We start from the raw sequence: 15,002 nt of genomic DNA on the forward strand, positions 1-15,002 counted from the left end.
TGGTCCGGGCCCGGCACGCGCGCCACCTGGGTGAATCTTCAACTTGTCTGCACCGGAAGCGAGTTGGCCGAATCCGAAGGTGACTGCCGCTCCGCGCGCATGGCATGATCAATTGGACGTTACTTACGAGTAACGGGCAATCCCTCCCCCCAATCCGAAGGTCACCCCTCCGTGCGCACGCTCGCCCGACGCCTCCTCCTCCCCTGCCTCACCACACTGGCCCTCACCGCCACCGCCTGCTCCTCCCCGGCCCGCACCGGCGCCGCCGGCGAACCGAAGAACCCCGCCGCATCCGCGTCGGCCGCCGCCGACGGACAACAGCTCGACGTGGCCGCCGCGCCCCAGGGATCCCCCACCCCGACGGCCGTGGCCCGCGCCCGTGCGGGCCACGGCCGGCCCGAGAAGTCCTCCCTGAAGGTCGCCTCGTACGACAAGTCCAGCGGCCGGGCCGTCATATCCGCCACCCCTCAGGACGGCACCGGCTCCCCGGGCCCCGTGGCCGTGGACGACGTCATCGCCAGCGCACCGGCACCCGGCGCCCCCGACGGCCTCCTCGCGAAGGTCACCGAGGTCGTCGGGAAGACCGACCGCGGCACCGAGGTGAAGACCGCCCCGACCACGCTGGCCTCCGTCCTCAAGGAGGACAAGGCCGACGGCAACGTCCCGGTCGACCCGTCATCGGTCACCGTCGAGCCGCTGATGAAGGGCGTCACCTTCTCCTGGGCCAAGGGCCAGGGCGTGCGGTTCGGGCCCAAGGGGGCGGAGCTGCCCCTCGGCAACCTGCGCCTCGACGTGAACGCCGCGGTCGACACCGCCGAGGGCGCACCCGCCTCGGCCGGTGCCTCGGTGTCGGGCTTCGTACAGCTCGCCCCCAAGGTGGAGTTCGCGTACGACGGCACGCCGGGCGGCGGCTTCGGCCCGCACTCCGCGTTCCTCGGGATGAGCGGCGACTGGTCCTCCAAGTGGGAGCTGAAGGGCCGCGCCGCGGCGAGCACCGGAGCGCCCAGGCGGATCCCCTTCGCCACGCTCCGCAGCGCTCCCGTGATCCAGGTGGGCCCCGTGCCCGTCGTCGTCAACCTGAGCCTGACCTGCTACGTCCAGGTGGAGGCCGACGGCCGGGTGACGCTCGACGTGCAGCAGGACGTCAAGGGCGACTTCCGCGTCGGCGGCAGCTACGCGGCGGGCAAGGGCTGGACCCCGGTCAGCACCTCGGCCGTGAAGAGCTCGCCGGTCAGGGCCGAGGTCACGGCCGCCGGGCGGGTCAAGGGCGCTCTCGGCGCCGAGGCCTCCGTCGGCCTGTACGGAGCCGTCGGCGTCAGCGCCGACTTCGCCCCCTACCTTCGCGGCGAGGCCGACGCCAAGGCGTCCGCGTCCACGGACGGCAAGACCTCGGCATCCGGATCCTGGGCCGTGTACGGCGGCTTCGACCTCAGCGGACAGCTCCACCTCCAGTTGTCCCTCTTCGGTACCCCGGTCCTCGAGCGCCGCATCCCGCTCGGCGCCCTCAACCGCGAATGGCCCCTCGCGAACGGCCGCGTCGCCCGGTAACCGGCCGCGGCCCGGCACGACTTCATCTGCGACGCGGCACGCGTGGCCCCGGATCCGGGGCTACGCTCCGCAGGATGGAACGCGCAGAGGTACTCAAGCGAGTGATCGGCATCCTCACCGAGGCCCAGGAGATCCGCCGGGCCGCGGAGACCGGGGAGGACGTCAGCGTCGACGGGAGCGGCGAGGGCAACGACCTCGCGGCGACGGCCGGAGTCGCCACGACCCTCCTGAACGAAATGCTGCCGTCGATCAGCGTGCCGGCCGACGCCTCTCCGCAGCAGGTGGCATCCCTGGTGGCCCAGGCCCTGGGCCCGGCACTGCACACCATGGTCTCCGGGTTCAGCCTGGCCTTCACCAGCCTCGCCATCGCGCACGACAGCGGGCGGACGGACGTCTCGGCGATCGAGGTGCTCCAGGAACTCGCCCTCGAGATCGAGGCGGGGACCTACGACGAAGGTCCGTAGGTCCCCGCGGCCGGGCCCGGGTCCCCGCCGCGGTCCGGCTCAGCCCCCGGCTTCAGCCCACCGGGCCCGGGCTCCCGCGGGGCGGGCCCGTGGGCTCGGGCATCAGCTGGCCCGGATCGCTGCGGCGCCGGCGCAGCCACACGTACAGCAGCAGGCACGGCAGCAGCAGCCCGGCGATGGTGAAGACGAGGAACGCCGTGAGGCTGCTGATGTGGCTGACCAGCCACCCGAAGTTCTGGCCGAAGAACCCGACCACGAAGGACAGCGGCAGGAACACCGACGCGAGGACGGTGAGCCGCTCCATCGTGGCGCTCTGCCGGAGGTTGATCTTGTTCTGCTCGACGGAGATCACCGCGATGTTCGCCTCCAGCACGGTGGTCAGGAGGTCGCGCTGGGCGGCGACCTCCTCGTTGACCAGCAGCAGGTGATCGTGGACGTCGCGGAAGTAGGGCAGGAGCGCGGGCGGTGACTTGCCCGGCTGCAGACGCCGCGCGAGCACGGCCAGCAGCGGGTGCACGGCCCGGTAGAAGTCGGTGGCCTCGCGGCGCAGCGAGTAGATCCGCTCGGTCGGTGCGACCGCCCCGGAGAACACCGTGGCCTCGATCTGCTCGATGTCGCGTTCGAGCTCCCCGACGACCGGAGCATAGCTGTCGACGACCTGGTCGAGGATGGCCCACAGCGTCGAGGCACTGCCGGTCTTCAGCAGCTCGGGGCGGTTCTCGAGCCGGCTCCGGGCGCCGTGCAGCTCGCTCGCGATGCCCTGGCGCACGGTGATCACGAAGTGTTCGGCCAGGAAGATGCTGATCTCGCCGGTGTCGATCTCCTCCCGCTCGTCGTCGTAGCGCGCCGTGCGCAGGATGATCAGCTCGGTGCCGTCCTCGTACTGCTCGGCCTTGGGCCGCAGGTGGTAGGCCGTGGCGTCCTCGACCGCGAGCTCATGGAGGCCGAAGACCTCCCGGACCCGGGCCAGCTCCTCGGGCCCCGGTTCGAAGATGCCCAGCCAGACGAATCCGCCCGCCCCGCAGCGCGCGGCCGCCTGCTCCAGCGGCATCGCGCCCTCGTGCTGCCGGCGCCCGTCCCGGTAGTGTGCGCAGTCGACGATCATGGCCTTCCTCCTTCATGATCGCGCGGCGGAACCCGGTGGTTCAGGGAAGCCCGGGGACGAAGGGGAAGTAGTCGTCGCCGGAGTCCGACGGGATGACCGCGTAGCTGGCTTCGGGGAGCTCGTTCCAGACCCCGGGCAGGTCCCCCAGCGGCTCGGAGACGACGATGCGGGAGCTGTCCGACACGTTGTTCAGGTAGTCCAGCTCCGGGTACAGCCGACGGACGGTCTCGGCCTTGCTGCTGTAGAACAGGGACCGCGTCTTGCCCTGGCTGGAGTAGCGGAAGGCCCAGACCCGGGTGCCGTCGCTGACCGCCACCGTCATCTGCAGGGGGTCGGCCACTCCGTGCTGGGCGCCTAGCCGCTCCACGAGGCCCGCCATTCGGGCGACCGCGCCCGGAACGTCCTGGTCCAGACCGAAGGTCACCGCGAGGTAGAACATCACCTCCGAGTCGGTGGAACCCTCGATGGACGGGAACAGGGCGGGGTCGACCGCCATGTACAGGTCGCGCTGCAGCCGCTCGAACTCGGAGATGGCGCCGTTGTGCATCCACAGCCACCTGCCGTGGCGGAACGGATGGCAGTTGGTCTGCTGGATGGCCGAGCCCGTCGAGGCCCGGACGTGCGCGAAGAAGAGGGGCGAGCGCACGTGCGCGGCGAGTTCCTGCAGGTTGCGGTTGTTCCAGGCGGGTCCCACGTCCCGGAAGATCGCCGGTGTCCGGTCGCCGTCCGCGGTGTACCAGCCGATTCCGAAGCCGTCGCCGTTCGTGGATTCCACGCCCATCCGGGCGCGCAGGCTCTGGTTGATCAGCGAATGCTCCGGGCGGTACAGCAGCGTGTCGAGGAGCACCGGCGAGCCGTAGAAGGCCAGCCAGCGACACATGCGCATCACCTCTTTCGTGGCCGGCTTCGAGCCTAACCCCGCACCCCCTCGCGTCGCCGCAGGCACGGCCCCGGCTGCGCGGTCAAGGTGATCACGTGCGTCCTCGCCTACGTGCGGTGACGAGCCAACCGCCACCACGGGACAGACCCGGCCGCCACCGTGCAACGGCCCCGGGCGTCGGCGCCCGGGGCCGTTGCACGGTGTGCACCGGACCCGTTTCAGCCGTGCTTCGGGCCCACCCAGCGGGTCCCCTCGTCGCTCGTCTTCCCGCTCGCCTTCTCGGGCTGCTGCGGGCGGTCGAGGCGGCTGGCCTCGTCCGTGTCGGCGGCCGCCGTGCGCCGGTCGTCCCGGCGGTCCGCGTGCGGCTTGCGGTGCCGGGCCTGCTCACCGTCGTCGTGCAGCGGTACCCCTCCTGCTCCGCCCTGGTCGTCCATCGTGGGCCTCCTCCCGTTCCGGACCCCCGCGAGGCGGCTGCCCGGCTCCGGTCCGCCGAAACCCGGCGGGGCGGGGCTCACAGCATGACGTGCTTGGCCCGGGTGTACTCCAGGAGGCCGGTCAGGGAGAGATCGCTGCCGTAGCCGGAGTGCTTGACTCCGCCGTGGGGCATCTCGGAGACGGTGGTGCCGTGGGTGTTCACCCAGACGATGCCGGTGCGCAGGGCCCGGGTGGCCCGCATGGCGCGGTCGTGGTCGGTGGTCCAGACGCTCGCGGCCAGGCCGAACCGGACGTCGCCGGCGAGGTGCAGGGCCTCGGCCTCGTCGGCGAAGGGCTGGACGGTGACGACGGGGCCGAAGATCTCCTCCTGCACGATCTCGTCGTCCTGGCGGACGCCCGCGACGACGGTCGCCGCGTGGAAGAAGCCGGGGCGCGGGAGCCGGGTGCCGCCGGTGACGATCTCGGCGTGGGCCGGCAGGCGCTCCAGCAGGCCCTGGACCGAGGCGAGCTGGGCGGCGCTGTTCAGGGGGCCGAAGGCCGCCTCGCGGTTCGGCGGCGAGGAGGCGGCTGCGGCGAAGGCCGCCAGGAACGCGTCGTGCACCCGGTGGTGCACCAGGAGCCGGGTGGGCGCGGTGCAGTCCTGGCCGGCGTTGTGGTAGGCGACCTCGGCCAGTGCCGCGGCGGCGGCCCCGACGTCCGCGTCCTCGTGGACGACGACCGGGGCGTTGCCGCCGAGCTCCAGGTGGACCCGCTTGAGGCCGGCCGCCGCGGCCGCCGCTATCTCCCGCCCGGCCCGTACGCTGCCGGTGACCGCGATCAGGGCGACCTCGGGGTGCGCGGTGAGCGCCCGGCCGGTGTCGCGGTCACCGCACACGACGTTGAGGACGCCGGGCGGGAGGTGGGCGGCCGCGATCCGGGCCAGCAGGACGGCCGAGGAGGGGGTGGTGTCGGCCGGTTTGAGCACGGTCGTGTTCCCCGCGGCGAGGGCCGGCGCGATCTTCCAGGCCGCCATCATCAGCGGGTAGTTCCAGGGGGTGATCTGGGCGCAGACGCCGACCGGTTCCCGGCGCAGCAGGGAAGTGCGGCCCTCGGTGTACTCGGCCGCGGCGGCGCCCGGCAGGGTGCGTGCGGCGCCCGCGAAGAACCGTACGGTGTCGGCGATGGCGGGCAGCTCGTCGGTCCGGAACCGCTCGGCCGGCTTGCCGGTGTCCGCGGTCTCGGCGGCCGTGAGCTCGTCCGCGTACGCCTCGATCGCGTCCGCGATGCCGAGCAGGGCCCGCTGGCGCGCGGCCGGGGTGGTCGCGGACCAGCCTGGGAGCGCGGCTGCCGCCGCGGCGCAGGCGGCGTCCGTGTCGGCGCGGCCGGAGCGGGGAGCGCGGCCGTGGACCTCGCCGGTGGCGGGGTCGGTCAGTTCCATGGTGGCGCCGGAGGCGGCGGGGCGGTCGGTGCCGCCGATGTGGTTGCGCAGGGCGTCAGCCACGGCTCAGCACCTCCTGCGCGGCGTCGCGTCCGGTGCGTACGGCGCCCTCCATGTAGCCGGCCACCCACTGGTCGGAGCCGCAGACGTAGAAGGGCGGTTCGTGGGTGCCGTGCAGGGGGCCGACGGCCATCACGTCGCCGGGGGTCCACTGGGTGACGTAGCCCTGGGTCCACGGGTCGGTGCCCCACAGCCGCAGGTGGGTGGTGAGCGGCCGGTGGGCCTCCTCGCCGTAGAGGCGGGCCATGTCGGCCAGCAGCTCGGGGGTGCGCAGCGGGCCGGGGATGCCGAGCAGGACGCCGTAGCGTTCGGGCGGAACGAGGGCGGAGAGGATGCCGTCGCCCTGCGGCCAGGTGCTGCCGAGGACGCCTTCGCATTCGGAGAGTCCGCTCAGGCCCCGCTCCCGCCAGAACGGGGTCTCGTAGGCGGCGGTGAACTTGGCCGCGAGGGCGTGGCGCTGGCGGTGCAGCGAGGCGAGGCGGGCCTCGGAGACGCCGCTGACGGCGACCGAGCGCAGCGGGCCCGCGGGGAGGGCGCTGACGACGGCGGCGGCGGTGAGGGTCTCGCCGCCCGCGATCCGTACGGCGCAGCCCCTCGGGCGGCGCACCGCGACCGCCTCGACGGGAGCGCCGGTACGGATGCGGGCGCCGAGGCCCTCGGCCATGCGCAGGGCGACGGTGGCGGAACCCTCGGCGACCCGCAGGCCCTCCCAGGCCTCGTAGTCGTAGTGGCCGGGGCCGGGCACGGCCGCGTTCTTGCGCAGGGCGGCGAGCAGCGAGGTGCGCTCGTACGAGCCGTCGGCGAGGGCGAGCTGGCCGATCTCCCAGAGGCGTACGACGGCCGGGCCTGCTCCCTGGGAGCGGAGCCAGTCGCCGACGGAGAGCCGGTCGAGGGCTGCGGCGTCGGGGTGGGACCACGGGTCGTCCGGGTCGACGGTCCGGGCGAGGTCGGTGAAGGCCGAGGTGACCTTGCGGTGGCTGGCGTCGTCCCCGCTCCGGAACCAGTGGGGCGGGTCGCCGGCGGAGATCCCCTCGGGGGTGGCCCGGGCGAGGGCGCCGGGCTCGGCGACGTAGCTGGGGACCAGGGTGAGGCCCAGTTCCGCGGCGAGGGCCGTGTAGGCGGTGTGGGCCCGGCCGACGACCTCGCCTCCGAGCTGGACGAGCCTGCCGTCGGGGAGTCCGGTCTGTTCGACGCGTCCGCCGACCCGGTCGCGGGCCTCCAGGACGAGCACGTCCGCGCCTTTGGCGGCGAGGTCGCGTGCGGCGGTGAGACCGGCGAGTCCGGCGCCGAGCACGATGACGTCGTGGTTCATGGGGGGGGTGCCTCCGGTCAGGCGTCGGCGTGGTCGAGGACCAGGCAGTGTTCGGGCTTCCAGGCGATCTCGACCTGTTCGCCGCCGCTCCAGCGGTCCTCCATGCGGGAGCGGACGGTGTTCTGCTCCAGTACGGAGACCGTGACGCCGGGGGCCAGTTCGATGAGGTAGGTGGTGGTGGGGCCGGAGTAGACGGTCTCGCGGACGACTCCGCCGACGGTGGCCATGCCCGGTTCGAAGTCGGAGAGCCAGATCTTCTCGGGGCGGATCGACAGGCTGACGCGGCTGCCGTCGGGGACCCCGGGGCGGGTGCCGACGGGCAGGGCGGGGCCCCCGTCGAGGACGACCCGGCCGGCGCGGTAGGTACCGGGGACGAGGTTGGAGGTGCCCATGAAGGAGGCCACGAAGCGGCTCGTCGGGCGCTCGTACACGTCCTCGGGCGTACCGCACTGCTCGATGCGGCCCTCGTTCATGACGGCCAGGCGGTCCGACATGGTCAGGGCCTCGTCCTGGTCGTGGGTGACGAAGACGAAGGTGATGCCGACCTCGCGCTGGATCTGCTTGAGCTCGATCTGCATCTGGCGGCGGAGTCTGAGGTCGAGGGCGGCCAGCGGCTCGTCCAGCAGGAGCACCTGGGGCCGGTTGACCAGGGCCCGGGCCAGGGCGACGCGCTGGCGCTGCCCGCCGGAGAGCGTGGGCGGCTTGCGGCCCGCCAGTCCCCCGAGCTGTACGAGGTCGAGCATGTCGGCGACCCGCCGGCGGATCTCGGCGCGGCCGACGCCCTTGCGCTTGAGGCCGAAGGCCACGTTGTCGGCGAGGGAGAGGTGGTCGAAGAGGGCGTAGCTCTGGAAGACGGTGTTGACGTTGCGCTTGTTGGGCGGGAGGCCGGTGACGTCCTCGCCGTCGAGCAGCACGCTGCCTTCCGTGGGGTCGGCGAAGCCGCCGGTCATCCGCAGCAGGGTGGTCTTGCCGCAGCCGGAGGGGCCGAGGAGGGAGAAGAACTCGCCCTGGTCTATGTCGAGTTCGACCTCGCGCACGGCGTAGGTGCCGGCCGCTCCGGAGTACAGCTTGCTCACGCGATCGAGCCGCACGGCGGGGGTCGGGTGCACGGGTGTCGGGTACATGGGGATCACTTCCCGGAGAGCAGGTCGAGGCCGCCGCGGCGCCCCATCAGGCGCGGAATGGCGAGTGCGAGGACGATCAGGGCGACGGATCCGGCCAGCATCAGCGTGCCCACGGCGTTGATGGTGGGCTGGACGCCGAACCTGATCGCCGAGTAGATGCGGACGGACAGCGGCTGCGGGTCGACGCCGGTGGTGAAGTAGGCGAGGACGAAGTCGTCGAAGACCAGGGCGAAGATCAGCACCGCGGAGGCCAGGATGCTGGGCAGCAGTGCGGGCAGGGTGACCAGGAAGAGGGCCTGCCGGCGGGTGGCGCCGAGGTCCATCGCGGCCTCTTCGACCTCCGCGTTGAGGGCGGCGATGCGCGAGCGCAGGATGACCGTCACGTAGGAGATGGAGAAGGTGATCTCGGCGAGCATCACGGTGGTGGTGGACAGGGTGATGCCGAGGCCCTTGAAGAGCATCATCGCCGCGACGCCGGTGACGATCTCCGGAGTGATCAGCGGAACGAGCATCACCAGGCCCGCGAGGGATCCGAGCCGGGAGCGGGCGCGGACCAGGCCGAGGGCCAGGGTCACGCCGAGGACGAGCGACCCGGCCATGGCGACGAGGGACACCTGCAGGCTCATGCCGAGCGAGCCGATGAGCACGTCGTCGCGGAGGAACTCCCGGTACCAGCGGAGGCTGAACCCGTCGAAGACGGTGAGGGACTTCTGCGCGTTGAAGGAGAACAGGGTGACGACGCCGACGGGGAGGTAGAGCAGCGCGAAGAAGAGCGCGGTGACGGCGATGGCGAAGCGGGGCCGGCGCTCGGCTCCGCGGCTGCGGCGGGGCTTCATCGGGCCGCCTCCGCCTCGTCCTTGCGGGCGCGCCTCAGGTAGCCCAGCATGCCGAGCAGCAGGACCGCCATGAGCAGCATGGTCAGGGCCGAGCCGAGGGGCCAGTTCTGGCCCTGGAAGAACTTGTCCTGGATCAGGTTGCCGATCATGATCTGGTCGGGGCCTCCCATGAGCTGTGCGCTGACGAAGTCGCCCATGGCGGGCAGGAAGACGAGGACGCTGCCGGCCGCGGCGCCCTGCCGGGTGGCGGGGACGGTGACGAAGAAGAAGGTCCGCAGGGGGCCGCCGTAGAGGTCGCGTCCGGCCTCGATGAGCGAGGTGTCCATGCGCTCCATGGCGGCGTACAACGGGATGACCATGAAGACGACGAAGCCGTAGACGAGTCCGGCGATGACGCCGGGGCCGGTCTGGAGGATCTTGGTGCCGTCGTCGGCGAGGCCGATCGAGCGCAGGGCCTTCAGCAGCGGTCCGTCGTCGGAGAGGACGACGGACCAGCCGTACATGCGCACCAGGTAGTTGGCGAAGAACGGTACGACGATCGCGGCGATCAGCAGGTTCTTGAAGCGTCCGCCGCGCAGGGCGATGGCGTACGTGACCGGGTAGGCCACGGCCAGGCAGATGACGCAGGTGAGCAGCGCGTAGCCGAGGGAGCGCAGCAGGACGGTCCGGTAGGCCGGGTCGGCCAGTGCGGCGAGGTTCTCGAAGTTGAGCCCGAAGCGCGGGTTCCCGAGCGGGTCGGTGGTGCCGAAGGCGAGGGTGGCCACCAGGAGGAGGGAGGCCAGGAGGAATCCGGTCATCCAGAGGGTGCCGGGGAGCATGAGCCCGCTCCACAGTCTCGCCTCCGAGGCCGCCGGGCCGCCGCGCGGCGGGCGGGCGGCTCCGGATCGGTTGCGTCGGGGCATGTCAGCCGGCCTTCACGTCGGTCCAGGCGGCGTCGCGGCGCTGTTCGCCCTTCGCCGTGACGTTGCGGAAGTAGTGGTCGTCCTTGAGGTCGTCGGCCGTCACCAGGCACTGGGGGAAGGGCTCCACGAGCGCGGAGTAGGTGTCCTCGGTCCCCCGCACCGGCATCGGGTAGCCGATGTACTCGATGTTCTTCTTCACGTTCTCCGGGCGGAGCATGTAGTCGATGAAGAGCATCGCGGTCCCGGGGTGCTCCGCGCCCGCGGGGATGGCGTAGCAGTCGGAGTTGACGGGGGCGCCCTCCTTGGCGATTTCGAAGCCGAAGACCGTCGGGTCCTCGGCCTGGGCGAGCATGGCGGCCATGTCCCCGCTCCACGCCTGGGTGATGTCGGCGTTGCCGTTGAGGAGGTTGTTGTAGCTGTCGCTGGAGAAGCCGCGCAGGCGGGGGCGGAGCGAGTGCAGGGTCTCGGTGACCCGTGCGAGCTCGTCCGGGTCTTCGGTGCTGAGGCCGACGCCGGCCTTGAGGGCGCCCATGCCGAGCACCTCGTCGCGGTCGTCGAGCACGAAGACCTTGCTCTTGGCCCGCTCGTTCCACAGGTCGGCCCAGGATCCGGTCAGGTCCCCGAGCCGGTCCCGGCGCCAGCCGATGCCGGTCTTGTACATGGTGAAGGGGACGGTGTGCCGGGAGCCGGGGTCGTACCAGGGGTCGGCGAAGTAGTCGTAGCCGCCGAACACGGCTTCCGCGTTCTTCAGCCGGGCGTGGTCGATCGTGCGCAGCTTGCCTCCGGCGGCGAGGCGCTGCGACCACTTCGCCGTCGGGAAGACGATGTCGTAGCGGTTGCCGGCGTTGATCTTGGCGGCCATGCCTTCCATCGAGTCGTAGTTCGACTGGATGACCTTGACGCCGTACTCCTTCTGGAAGCCTTCGAAGACGGCCGGGTCGACGAAGTCGGCCCAGTTGAAATAGACCAGGTCGCCGTCGACCTTGACGTCGATCGGCGTCTCCTCGGCGGCCTTGCCGGCCGGGTCGTCGCCGGATGCGAATCCGCATCCGGCCGCCGTGAGGCCGAGGGTCGCGGCGGTGCCGGCCCGGAGGAAGGAGCGTCTGGTCAGGGAGTGTGCCTCGGGGGACATCGGGGTCCTCTCCGTAGGGGGCCGTGGGGAACGGCGGGGGGGAACTGCGGGGGGAAACTGCGGGGGGAGGGGGGAACTGCGGGGAGATCGAACGGGCGGCGCTTGGGGGCGTGGGGGGTTGCGGCCGTGCCGGTCAGGGCCGGGCGTCGTCGTCGGTGCAGGAGGCGGCGTCGGAGGCGGCGAGGTCGGCCCGGATGCGGCCGGCGAACCAGCCGACGGCCGACTCGCGGCGGGAGAGGGGCCCGGGTTCGAACCCGGGGGTGGTGAGCCCCTTCTGTACGCGGGCGACCAGCTCGGCGTCCTCGTCGTTGGTGATCCAGCCGATGTGGATGTTCAGGCGCCGGGCCAGACGGGTGCGCAGGCCGGTGCCGCGGCGCGTGTAGAAGGCCCCGGGTACCGCCACGCGGTCCACCGCCGTCGGGATCGCGGTCCAGGCCAGCACGTGGTCGGGGTAGAAGTCGATGAGGGTGTTCGGGTAGATGACGGCGTACCGCCAGACCCGGCGGTCCGCCTCGGCGAGGCCCGGCATGGGGGCGGCAATGCGCTGGTAGAGGCGTTCGGCCCAGTTCGAGGACGGCTTGTCCCGCAGGGGTGATGCGAACAGGGCGTAGGACTCGTCCAGTTCGCAGCTGTAGCCCTGGTAGTCGAGCAGGCGCATGAGTCCGGGGTGGGCCACCGGGACGTGGTAGCCCTCCAGGTAGTTGTCGACCGCCACCTTCCAGTTGGCTTCCTGGACCTCGGCGCGGGCCAGGTCGTGGATCCGGTCGCGGCCGACCGGCACCAGGTCCGCGTCGGCGTAGTGGCCGACCGCCTCGGCGAGTCCGGCGCAGCTCTTGGCGAGCGGTACGGCGTCCGGGGCGAGGTTGACGAAGACGAAGCCGAGGAAGGACTCGACGCGGGCCGGGAAGAGGCCGAGCCCGGGCTTGTCGAGGCAGGGGATCTGCCGGGCTTCGGGGGCGCCGACGAGGCTGCCGTCGAGGCGGTAGGTCCAGCCGTGGTAGGGGCAGCGGATCGCCTTCCCCTCCGGTTCGGGGGCGGTGACCAGGCGCGTTCCGCGATGGCGGCACACGTTGAGGTGGGCGGCCAGGGAGCCGTCCTCGGTGCGGACCACCAGGACCTCCCGGCCGGCGACCGTGGCGGCGAGCCTGGCTCCGGTGGCGGGCAGGTCGGATTCGTGGCAGACGAGTTGCCAGGACCTGGCGAAGACGTGCTCCGTCTCCGCGGCGGCGGTGTCGGGATCCGTGTAGTAGCGGGCCGACAGCGCGGGGCCGGGAATGTCCCGACCGGGCGGGTCGAGCTGGGCTTCGGGGGCTCTGGACTGCATCGGATGACTCCTCCGTGCCTGCCGTGCGTCGAATCGGTGTCCACGGTCGGTGTCGAGGCCGAACCGGTGAGGTCGTCTCTTCCCGATCTCGCCGGTCGATCCTGCTCCGCCGGCCCGGCGAGGTGCGGTCCCGGGCGGCGCGGGTCGGGCAAGGTCCGGAAGAAGCGGCCTACGGCATGGCGGTCCGGACGGACGCCGGAATCTCGCTGACCGATTGGACAGTCAGATTGCTGGCTCGTTTCCGCCGGGTCAAGACTTGTGCGCTGACCGATCGGTCAGCTAGCGTCATTTATGACTGACCGATCGGTCAGTGAGCGTGCTGTCTGTCGCCTCTCCGGCATGTGCGGGCATTCGTCCCGCAGGCGAAGCCGGCCGGCCCCGCCCCGGTCTTCACCCGGGCCCGCATCAACCGCACCGCCTTCATCACCTGCACGGCATGCACCGTTGGCACTGCTTGCAGCGCTCGCACTGCCTGCACTGCCTGCGCCACATGCATCTCTTGCACCGCGTGCCATCGCCTGCACCGTGTGCCCCACCCACCCCACTCCTCCCGGAGGCACGCATGAGCGGTCGTCGGCGTCTGGACTGGCTCGGGCTCACCCCCGAACCCGAGCGGGAGCTCCCCGCAGCGGTCGCCGCCCTGCGCGCTTCGGCGCGTACGGAACGGGCCGCGCTGACCGCTGCCGAGCGGCGCCGCGTGGAACGCCTCGTCCTGCACGGCAGCCGGCACGGCTGGCTGCGCTACCTGGCCGAGGTCACCGCGCTGGTGACCACCGCGGCCGCCCGCGCGGAGCAGGACGACCGTGCGGCCGCCCTGCACGCCGCCGAGGTGGTCCTCGACCACCACCGCATGCTCATCGGCCTCCCGGGATCGGGATACGACCGCACCGCCGAGGACCGCACCGCGCTCGAGCGCGCGGTACGGCACCTGCGCACCGACCCCCGGACAGGAACCAGCCGATGACCGCCATCCGACTCCCGACGACACGGTCCCCCGGCTCCGCACTCGGAGCGGCACCGGACGTGGCGGAGAGCGCCGAGGCCTACGGGACGACCGGCGGCTACGCCGGCACCACCGGCCCGGACGCGCTGCTGGGCCACCTCTCCGCCTCCGGTCTGCGCGGGCGCGGCGGGGCCGGCTTCCCCGCCGCCGTCAAGCTCCGCGCCGTCCGCGATCAGGGCGGGATCCCGGTGGTGGTGGCGAACGGCGAGGAGGGGGAACCCGGCTCGGTCAAGGACCGATGGCTGCTGCGGGCCAGGCCCCACCTGGTCCTCGACGGTCTCGCCCTCGCCGCCGCGGTCACCGGCGCCGTACGCGGCTACGTCTACCACTCCGACCCGGAGGCGGGCGCACGCGTCCGCCGGGCCCTCGCCGAACGCGAGCCGGACCTGCCGGTGGAGGTCGTGGAGACCGCCCACACCTACGTGGCCGGCGAGGAGAGCGCGGTCGTCCGCCGGATCGACGGCGGGCCCGCCCTCCCCACGGCCAAGCCTCCCCGGCCGTTCGAGCGGGGTGTCGGGGGCGCACCCACCCTGGTCTCCAACGTCGAGACCCTCGCCCGCATCGCGCTCACCGCCGCGCACCCGGAGCTGCGCGGGACCATCGCCCGCTCCACCCTGGTGACGGTGTCCGGCGGAAACGCCGTCCCCGTGCTCACCGAAGTCCCGTACGGGATTCCCCTGCGCACCCTGGCGGCCGGGCACGGCATCCCCGACGCGGCCGGTGCCCTCATGGGCGGGCTGTTCGGCGGACTCGTCGACGCCCGCTCCCTGGACCTCCCCCTCGAACCCGGCGCCCTCGCCGCGGCGGGCACGGCGCTGGGCTGCGGAGCGATCCGCTTCCTCGCCGCCGGGGCCTGCCCGGTGGCCACCGCCGCCGACGCGGTCGGCCACCTCGCCGCCGAGAGCACACGGCAGTGCGGGGTGTGCGTCTCCGGCACCGCCGCGATCCGCGACACCGTCCACGCGCTCGCCGCGGGCACGGCCGGCCCGGACGCCCCGGCACGGCTGGAGCGGTGGGCGCAGGGCCTGCCCGGCCGCGGCGCCTGCGGCCTGCTCGACGCCGCCGCGGCCACCGCCGGAAGCCTCCTGCGCGCCTTCCCCGAACGCGTCCGCTCCCATCTGCGCAGGTCCTGCCCCGACTGCGCCGCCACCCCGGCCGGAGACGGCCGCGGGCGCCGTCTGGCCGTGCGCGTACCGGAGGTCGCGGACGCGCCCCCGTCCCGCGTTCCCCTCTCCCTTCGGCCGTCGCCCGTACTGAAAGGGACGTCATGAAACTCCTGCTGGACTCCACCCGCTGCCAGGGCTACGGGCTGTGCCAGGAACCCGCACCCGAGCTGATCGAACTCGACGAATGGGGCTACGCGAAGGTCATCGCCCTCGCCGTCCCGCCCGGCAGCGAGGAAGCGGCCCGCGCCTGCGCCGCGAGCTGCCCCAATTCCGCCCTCCGAGTGGAGAAGTGAC

At 72.6% G+C, this 15,002-nt stretch carries 15 protein-coding genes; 5 read left to right on the top strand and 10 right to left on the bottom strand.

All coding sequences use genetic code 11. The features are described 5' to 3' along the window. Window positions 1-171 precede the first annotated feature (171 nt). Together ACIGFK_RS19835 and ACIGFK_RS19840 are read left to right on the top strand one after the other, a co-directional pair. Complete coding sequence (locus ACIGFK_RS19835; RefSeq protein WP_400052907.1) at window positions 172-1,548, top strand: hypothetical protein; 1,377 nt, start codon at window positions 172-174, stop codon at window positions 1,546-1,548. 74 nt (window positions 1,549-1,622) lie between these two features. After that, window positions 1,623-2,012, top strand: coding sequence for a hypothetical protein (locus tag ACIGFK_RS19840; RefSeq protein ID WP_376660595.1), 390 nt, complete (start codon window positions 1,623-1,625; stop codon window positions 2,010-2,012). A gap of 52 nt (window positions 2,013-2,064) precedes the next feature. Here the strand turns inward: ACIGFK_RS19840 and ACIGFK_RS19845 are convergent, their stop codons facing one another. The 10 genes from ACIGFK_RS19845 to ACIGFK_RS19890 form a co-directional block, all read right to left on the bottom strand. After that, entirely contained in the window at window positions 2,065-3,117 is a 1,053-nt protein-coding gene (locus tag ACIGFK_RS19845; protein ID WP_376660596.1) for a CorA family divalent cation transporter, read from the bottom strand. Between the two features lie 40 nt (window positions 3,118-3,157). Further along, on the bottom strand, window positions 3,158-3,997 hold the full coding sequence (locus ACIGFK_RS19850; protein WP_376660597.1) for a class II glutamine amidotransferase: 840 nt from the start codon (window positions 3,995-3,997) through the stop codon (window positions 3,158-3,160). A gap of 218 nt (window positions 3,998-4,215) precedes the next feature. After that, complete coding sequence (locus tag ACIGFK_RS19855; RefSeq protein ID WP_386465456.1) at window positions 4,216-4,431, bottom strand: hypothetical protein; 216 nt, start codon at window positions 4,429-4,431, stop codon at window positions 4,216-4,218. 77 nt (window positions 4,432-4,508) lie between these two features. Next, window positions 4,509-5,849 (bottom strand): aldehyde dehydrogenase family protein, encoded by a 1,341-nt coding sequence (locus tag ACIGFK_RS19860; RefSeq protein ID WP_376660624.1) that lies wholly within the window; start codon window positions 5,847-5,849, stop codon window positions 4,509-4,511. Between the two features lie 55 nt (window positions 5,850-5,904). Further along, complete coding sequence (locus ACIGFK_RS19865; protein ID WP_386465459.1) at window positions 5,905-7,221, bottom strand: flavin monoamine oxidase family protein; 1,317 nt, start codon at window positions 7,219-7,221, stop codon at window positions 5,905-5,907. A gap of 17 nt (window positions 7,222-7,238) precedes the next feature. Next, window positions 7,239-8,345: an ABC transporter ATP-binding protein gene (locus tag ACIGFK_RS19870; RefSeq protein WP_376660621.1), complete on the bottom strand. Its 1,107-nt coding sequence runs from the start codon at window positions 8,343-8,345 to the stop codon at window positions 7,239-7,241. Window positions 8,346-8,350: 5 nt separating this feature from the next. Beyond that, window positions 8,351-9,181, bottom strand: a complete 831-nt coding sequence (locus ACIGFK_RS19875; protein ID WP_386465463.1) for an ABC transporter permease — start codon at window positions 9,179-9,181, stop codon at window positions 8,351-8,353. Next, the gene (locus tag ACIGFK_RS19880) at window positions 9,178-9,999 is read right to left on the bottom strand and encodes an ABC transporter permease (protein ID WP_376660619.1); all 822 of its coding nucleotides are present in this window, start codon (window positions 9,997-9,999) and stop codon (window positions 9,178-9,180) included. Before ACIGFK_RS19880 ends, ACIGFK_RS19875 begins: the two co-directional genes overlap by 4 nt. Before the next feature lie 85 nt (window positions 10,000-10,084). Next, window positions 10,085-11,215, bottom strand: coding sequence for a spermidine/putrescine ABC transporter substrate-binding protein (locus ACIGFK_RS19885; protein ID WP_376660618.1), 1,131 nt, complete (start codon window positions 11,213-11,215; stop codon window positions 10,085-10,087). 133 nt (window positions 11,216-11,348) lie between these two features. Continuing rightward, window positions 11,349-12,539 (bottom strand): aromatic ring-hydroxylating dioxygenase subunit alpha, encoded by a 1,191-nt coding sequence (locus tag ACIGFK_RS19890; RefSeq protein ID WP_376660617.1) that lies wholly within the window; start codon window positions 12,537-12,539, stop codon window positions 11,349-11,351. Window positions 12,540-13,101: 562 nt separating this feature from the next. Here ACIGFK_RS19890 and ACIGFK_RS19895 point away from each other — a divergent pair. The 3 genes from ACIGFK_RS19895 to ACIGFK_RS19905 are packed head-to-tail and all read left to right on the top strand — an operon-like array spanning window position 13,102 to window position 15,001. Next, a complete protein-coding gene (locus ACIGFK_RS19895; RefSeq protein ID WP_376660616.1) occupies window positions 13,102-13,503 on the top strand; it encodes a hypothetical protein in 402 nt (133 codons plus the stop codon). After that, window positions 13,500-14,813, top strand: a complete 1,314-nt coding sequence (locus ACIGFK_RS19900; protein ID WP_400052913.1) for an NADH-ubiquinone oxidoreductase-F iron-sulfur binding region domain-containing protein — start codon at window positions 13,500-13,502, stop codon at window positions 14,811-14,813. The genes ACIGFK_RS19895 and ACIGFK_RS19900 overlap by 4 nt, the downstream gene beginning before the upstream one ends. Then, window positions 14,810-15,001, top strand: coding sequence for a ferredoxin (locus tag ACIGFK_RS19905; protein WP_376660614.1), 192 nt, complete (start codon window positions 14,810-14,812; stop codon window positions 14,999-15,001). The genes ACIGFK_RS19900 and ACIGFK_RS19905 overlap by 4 nt, the downstream gene beginning before the upstream one ends. Window position 15,002: the final 1 nt, after the last annotated feature.

The organism is Streptomyces sp. NPDC085524, assembly GCF_044541755.1.
Taxonomy (GTDB): Bacteria; Actinomycetota; Actinomycetes; order Streptomycetales; family Streptomycetaceae; genus Streptomyces.

Bases quoted from the DNA above. Each gene is read 5' to 3' on its own strand.
- ACIGFK_RS19880 (WP_376660619.1), bottom strand. From the start codon at position 9,999: ATGCTCCCCGGCACCCTCTGGATGACCGGATTCCTCCTGGCCTCCCTC.
- ACIGFK_RS19900 (WP_400052913.1), top strand. From the start codon at position 13,500: ATGACCGCCATCCGACTCCCGACGACACGGTCCCCCGGCTCCGCACTC.
- ACIGFK_RS19845 (WP_376660596.1), bottom strand. From the start codon at position 3,117: ATGATCGTCGACTGCGCACACTACCGGGACGGGCGCCGGCAGCACGAG.
- ACIGFK_RS19890 (WP_376660617.1), bottom strand. From the start codon at position 12,539: ATGCAGTCCAGAGCCCCCGAAGCCCAGCTCGACCCGCCCGGTCGGGAC.
- ACIGFK_RS19865 (WP_386465459.1), bottom strand. From the start codon at position 7,221: ATGAACCACGACGTCATCGTGCTCGGCGCCGGACTCGCCGGTCTCACC.
- ACIGFK_RS19860 (WP_376660624.1), bottom strand. From the start codon at position 5,849: ATGGAACTGACCGACCCCGCCACCGGCGAGGTCCACGGCCGCGCTCCC.
- ACIGFK_RS19840 (WP_376660595.1), top strand. From the start codon at position 1,623: ATGGAACGCGCAGAGGTACTCAAGCGAGTGATCGGCATCCTCACCGAG.
- ACIGFK_RS19855 (WP_386465456.1), bottom strand. From the start codon at position 4,431: ATGGACGACCAGGGCGGAGCAGGAGGGGTACCGCTGCACGACGACGGT.
- ACIGFK_RS19870 (WP_376660621.1), bottom strand. From the start codon at position 8,345: ATGTACCCGACACCCGTGCACCCGACCCCCGCCGTGCGGCTCGATCGC.
- ACIGFK_RS19905 (WP_376660614.1), top strand. From the start codon at position 14,810: ATGAAACTCCTGCTGGACTCCACCCGCTGCCAGGGCTACGGGCTGTGC.
- ACIGFK_RS19850 (WP_376660597.1), bottom strand. From the start codon at position 3,997: ATGTGTCGCTGGCTGGCCTTCTACGGCTCGCCGGTGCTCCTCGACACG.
- ACIGFK_RS19875 (WP_386465463.1), bottom strand. From the start codon at position 9,181: ATGAAGCCCCGCCGCAGCCGCGGAGCCGAGCGCCGGCCCCGCTTCGCC.
- ACIGFK_RS19895 (WP_376660616.1), top strand. From the start codon at position 13,102: ATGAGCGGTCGTCGGCGTCTGGACTGGCTCGGGCTCACCCCCGAACCC.
- ACIGFK_RS19885 (WP_376660618.1), bottom strand. From the start codon at position 11,215: ATGTCCCCCGAGGCACACTCCCTGACCAGACGCTCCTTCCTCCGGGCC.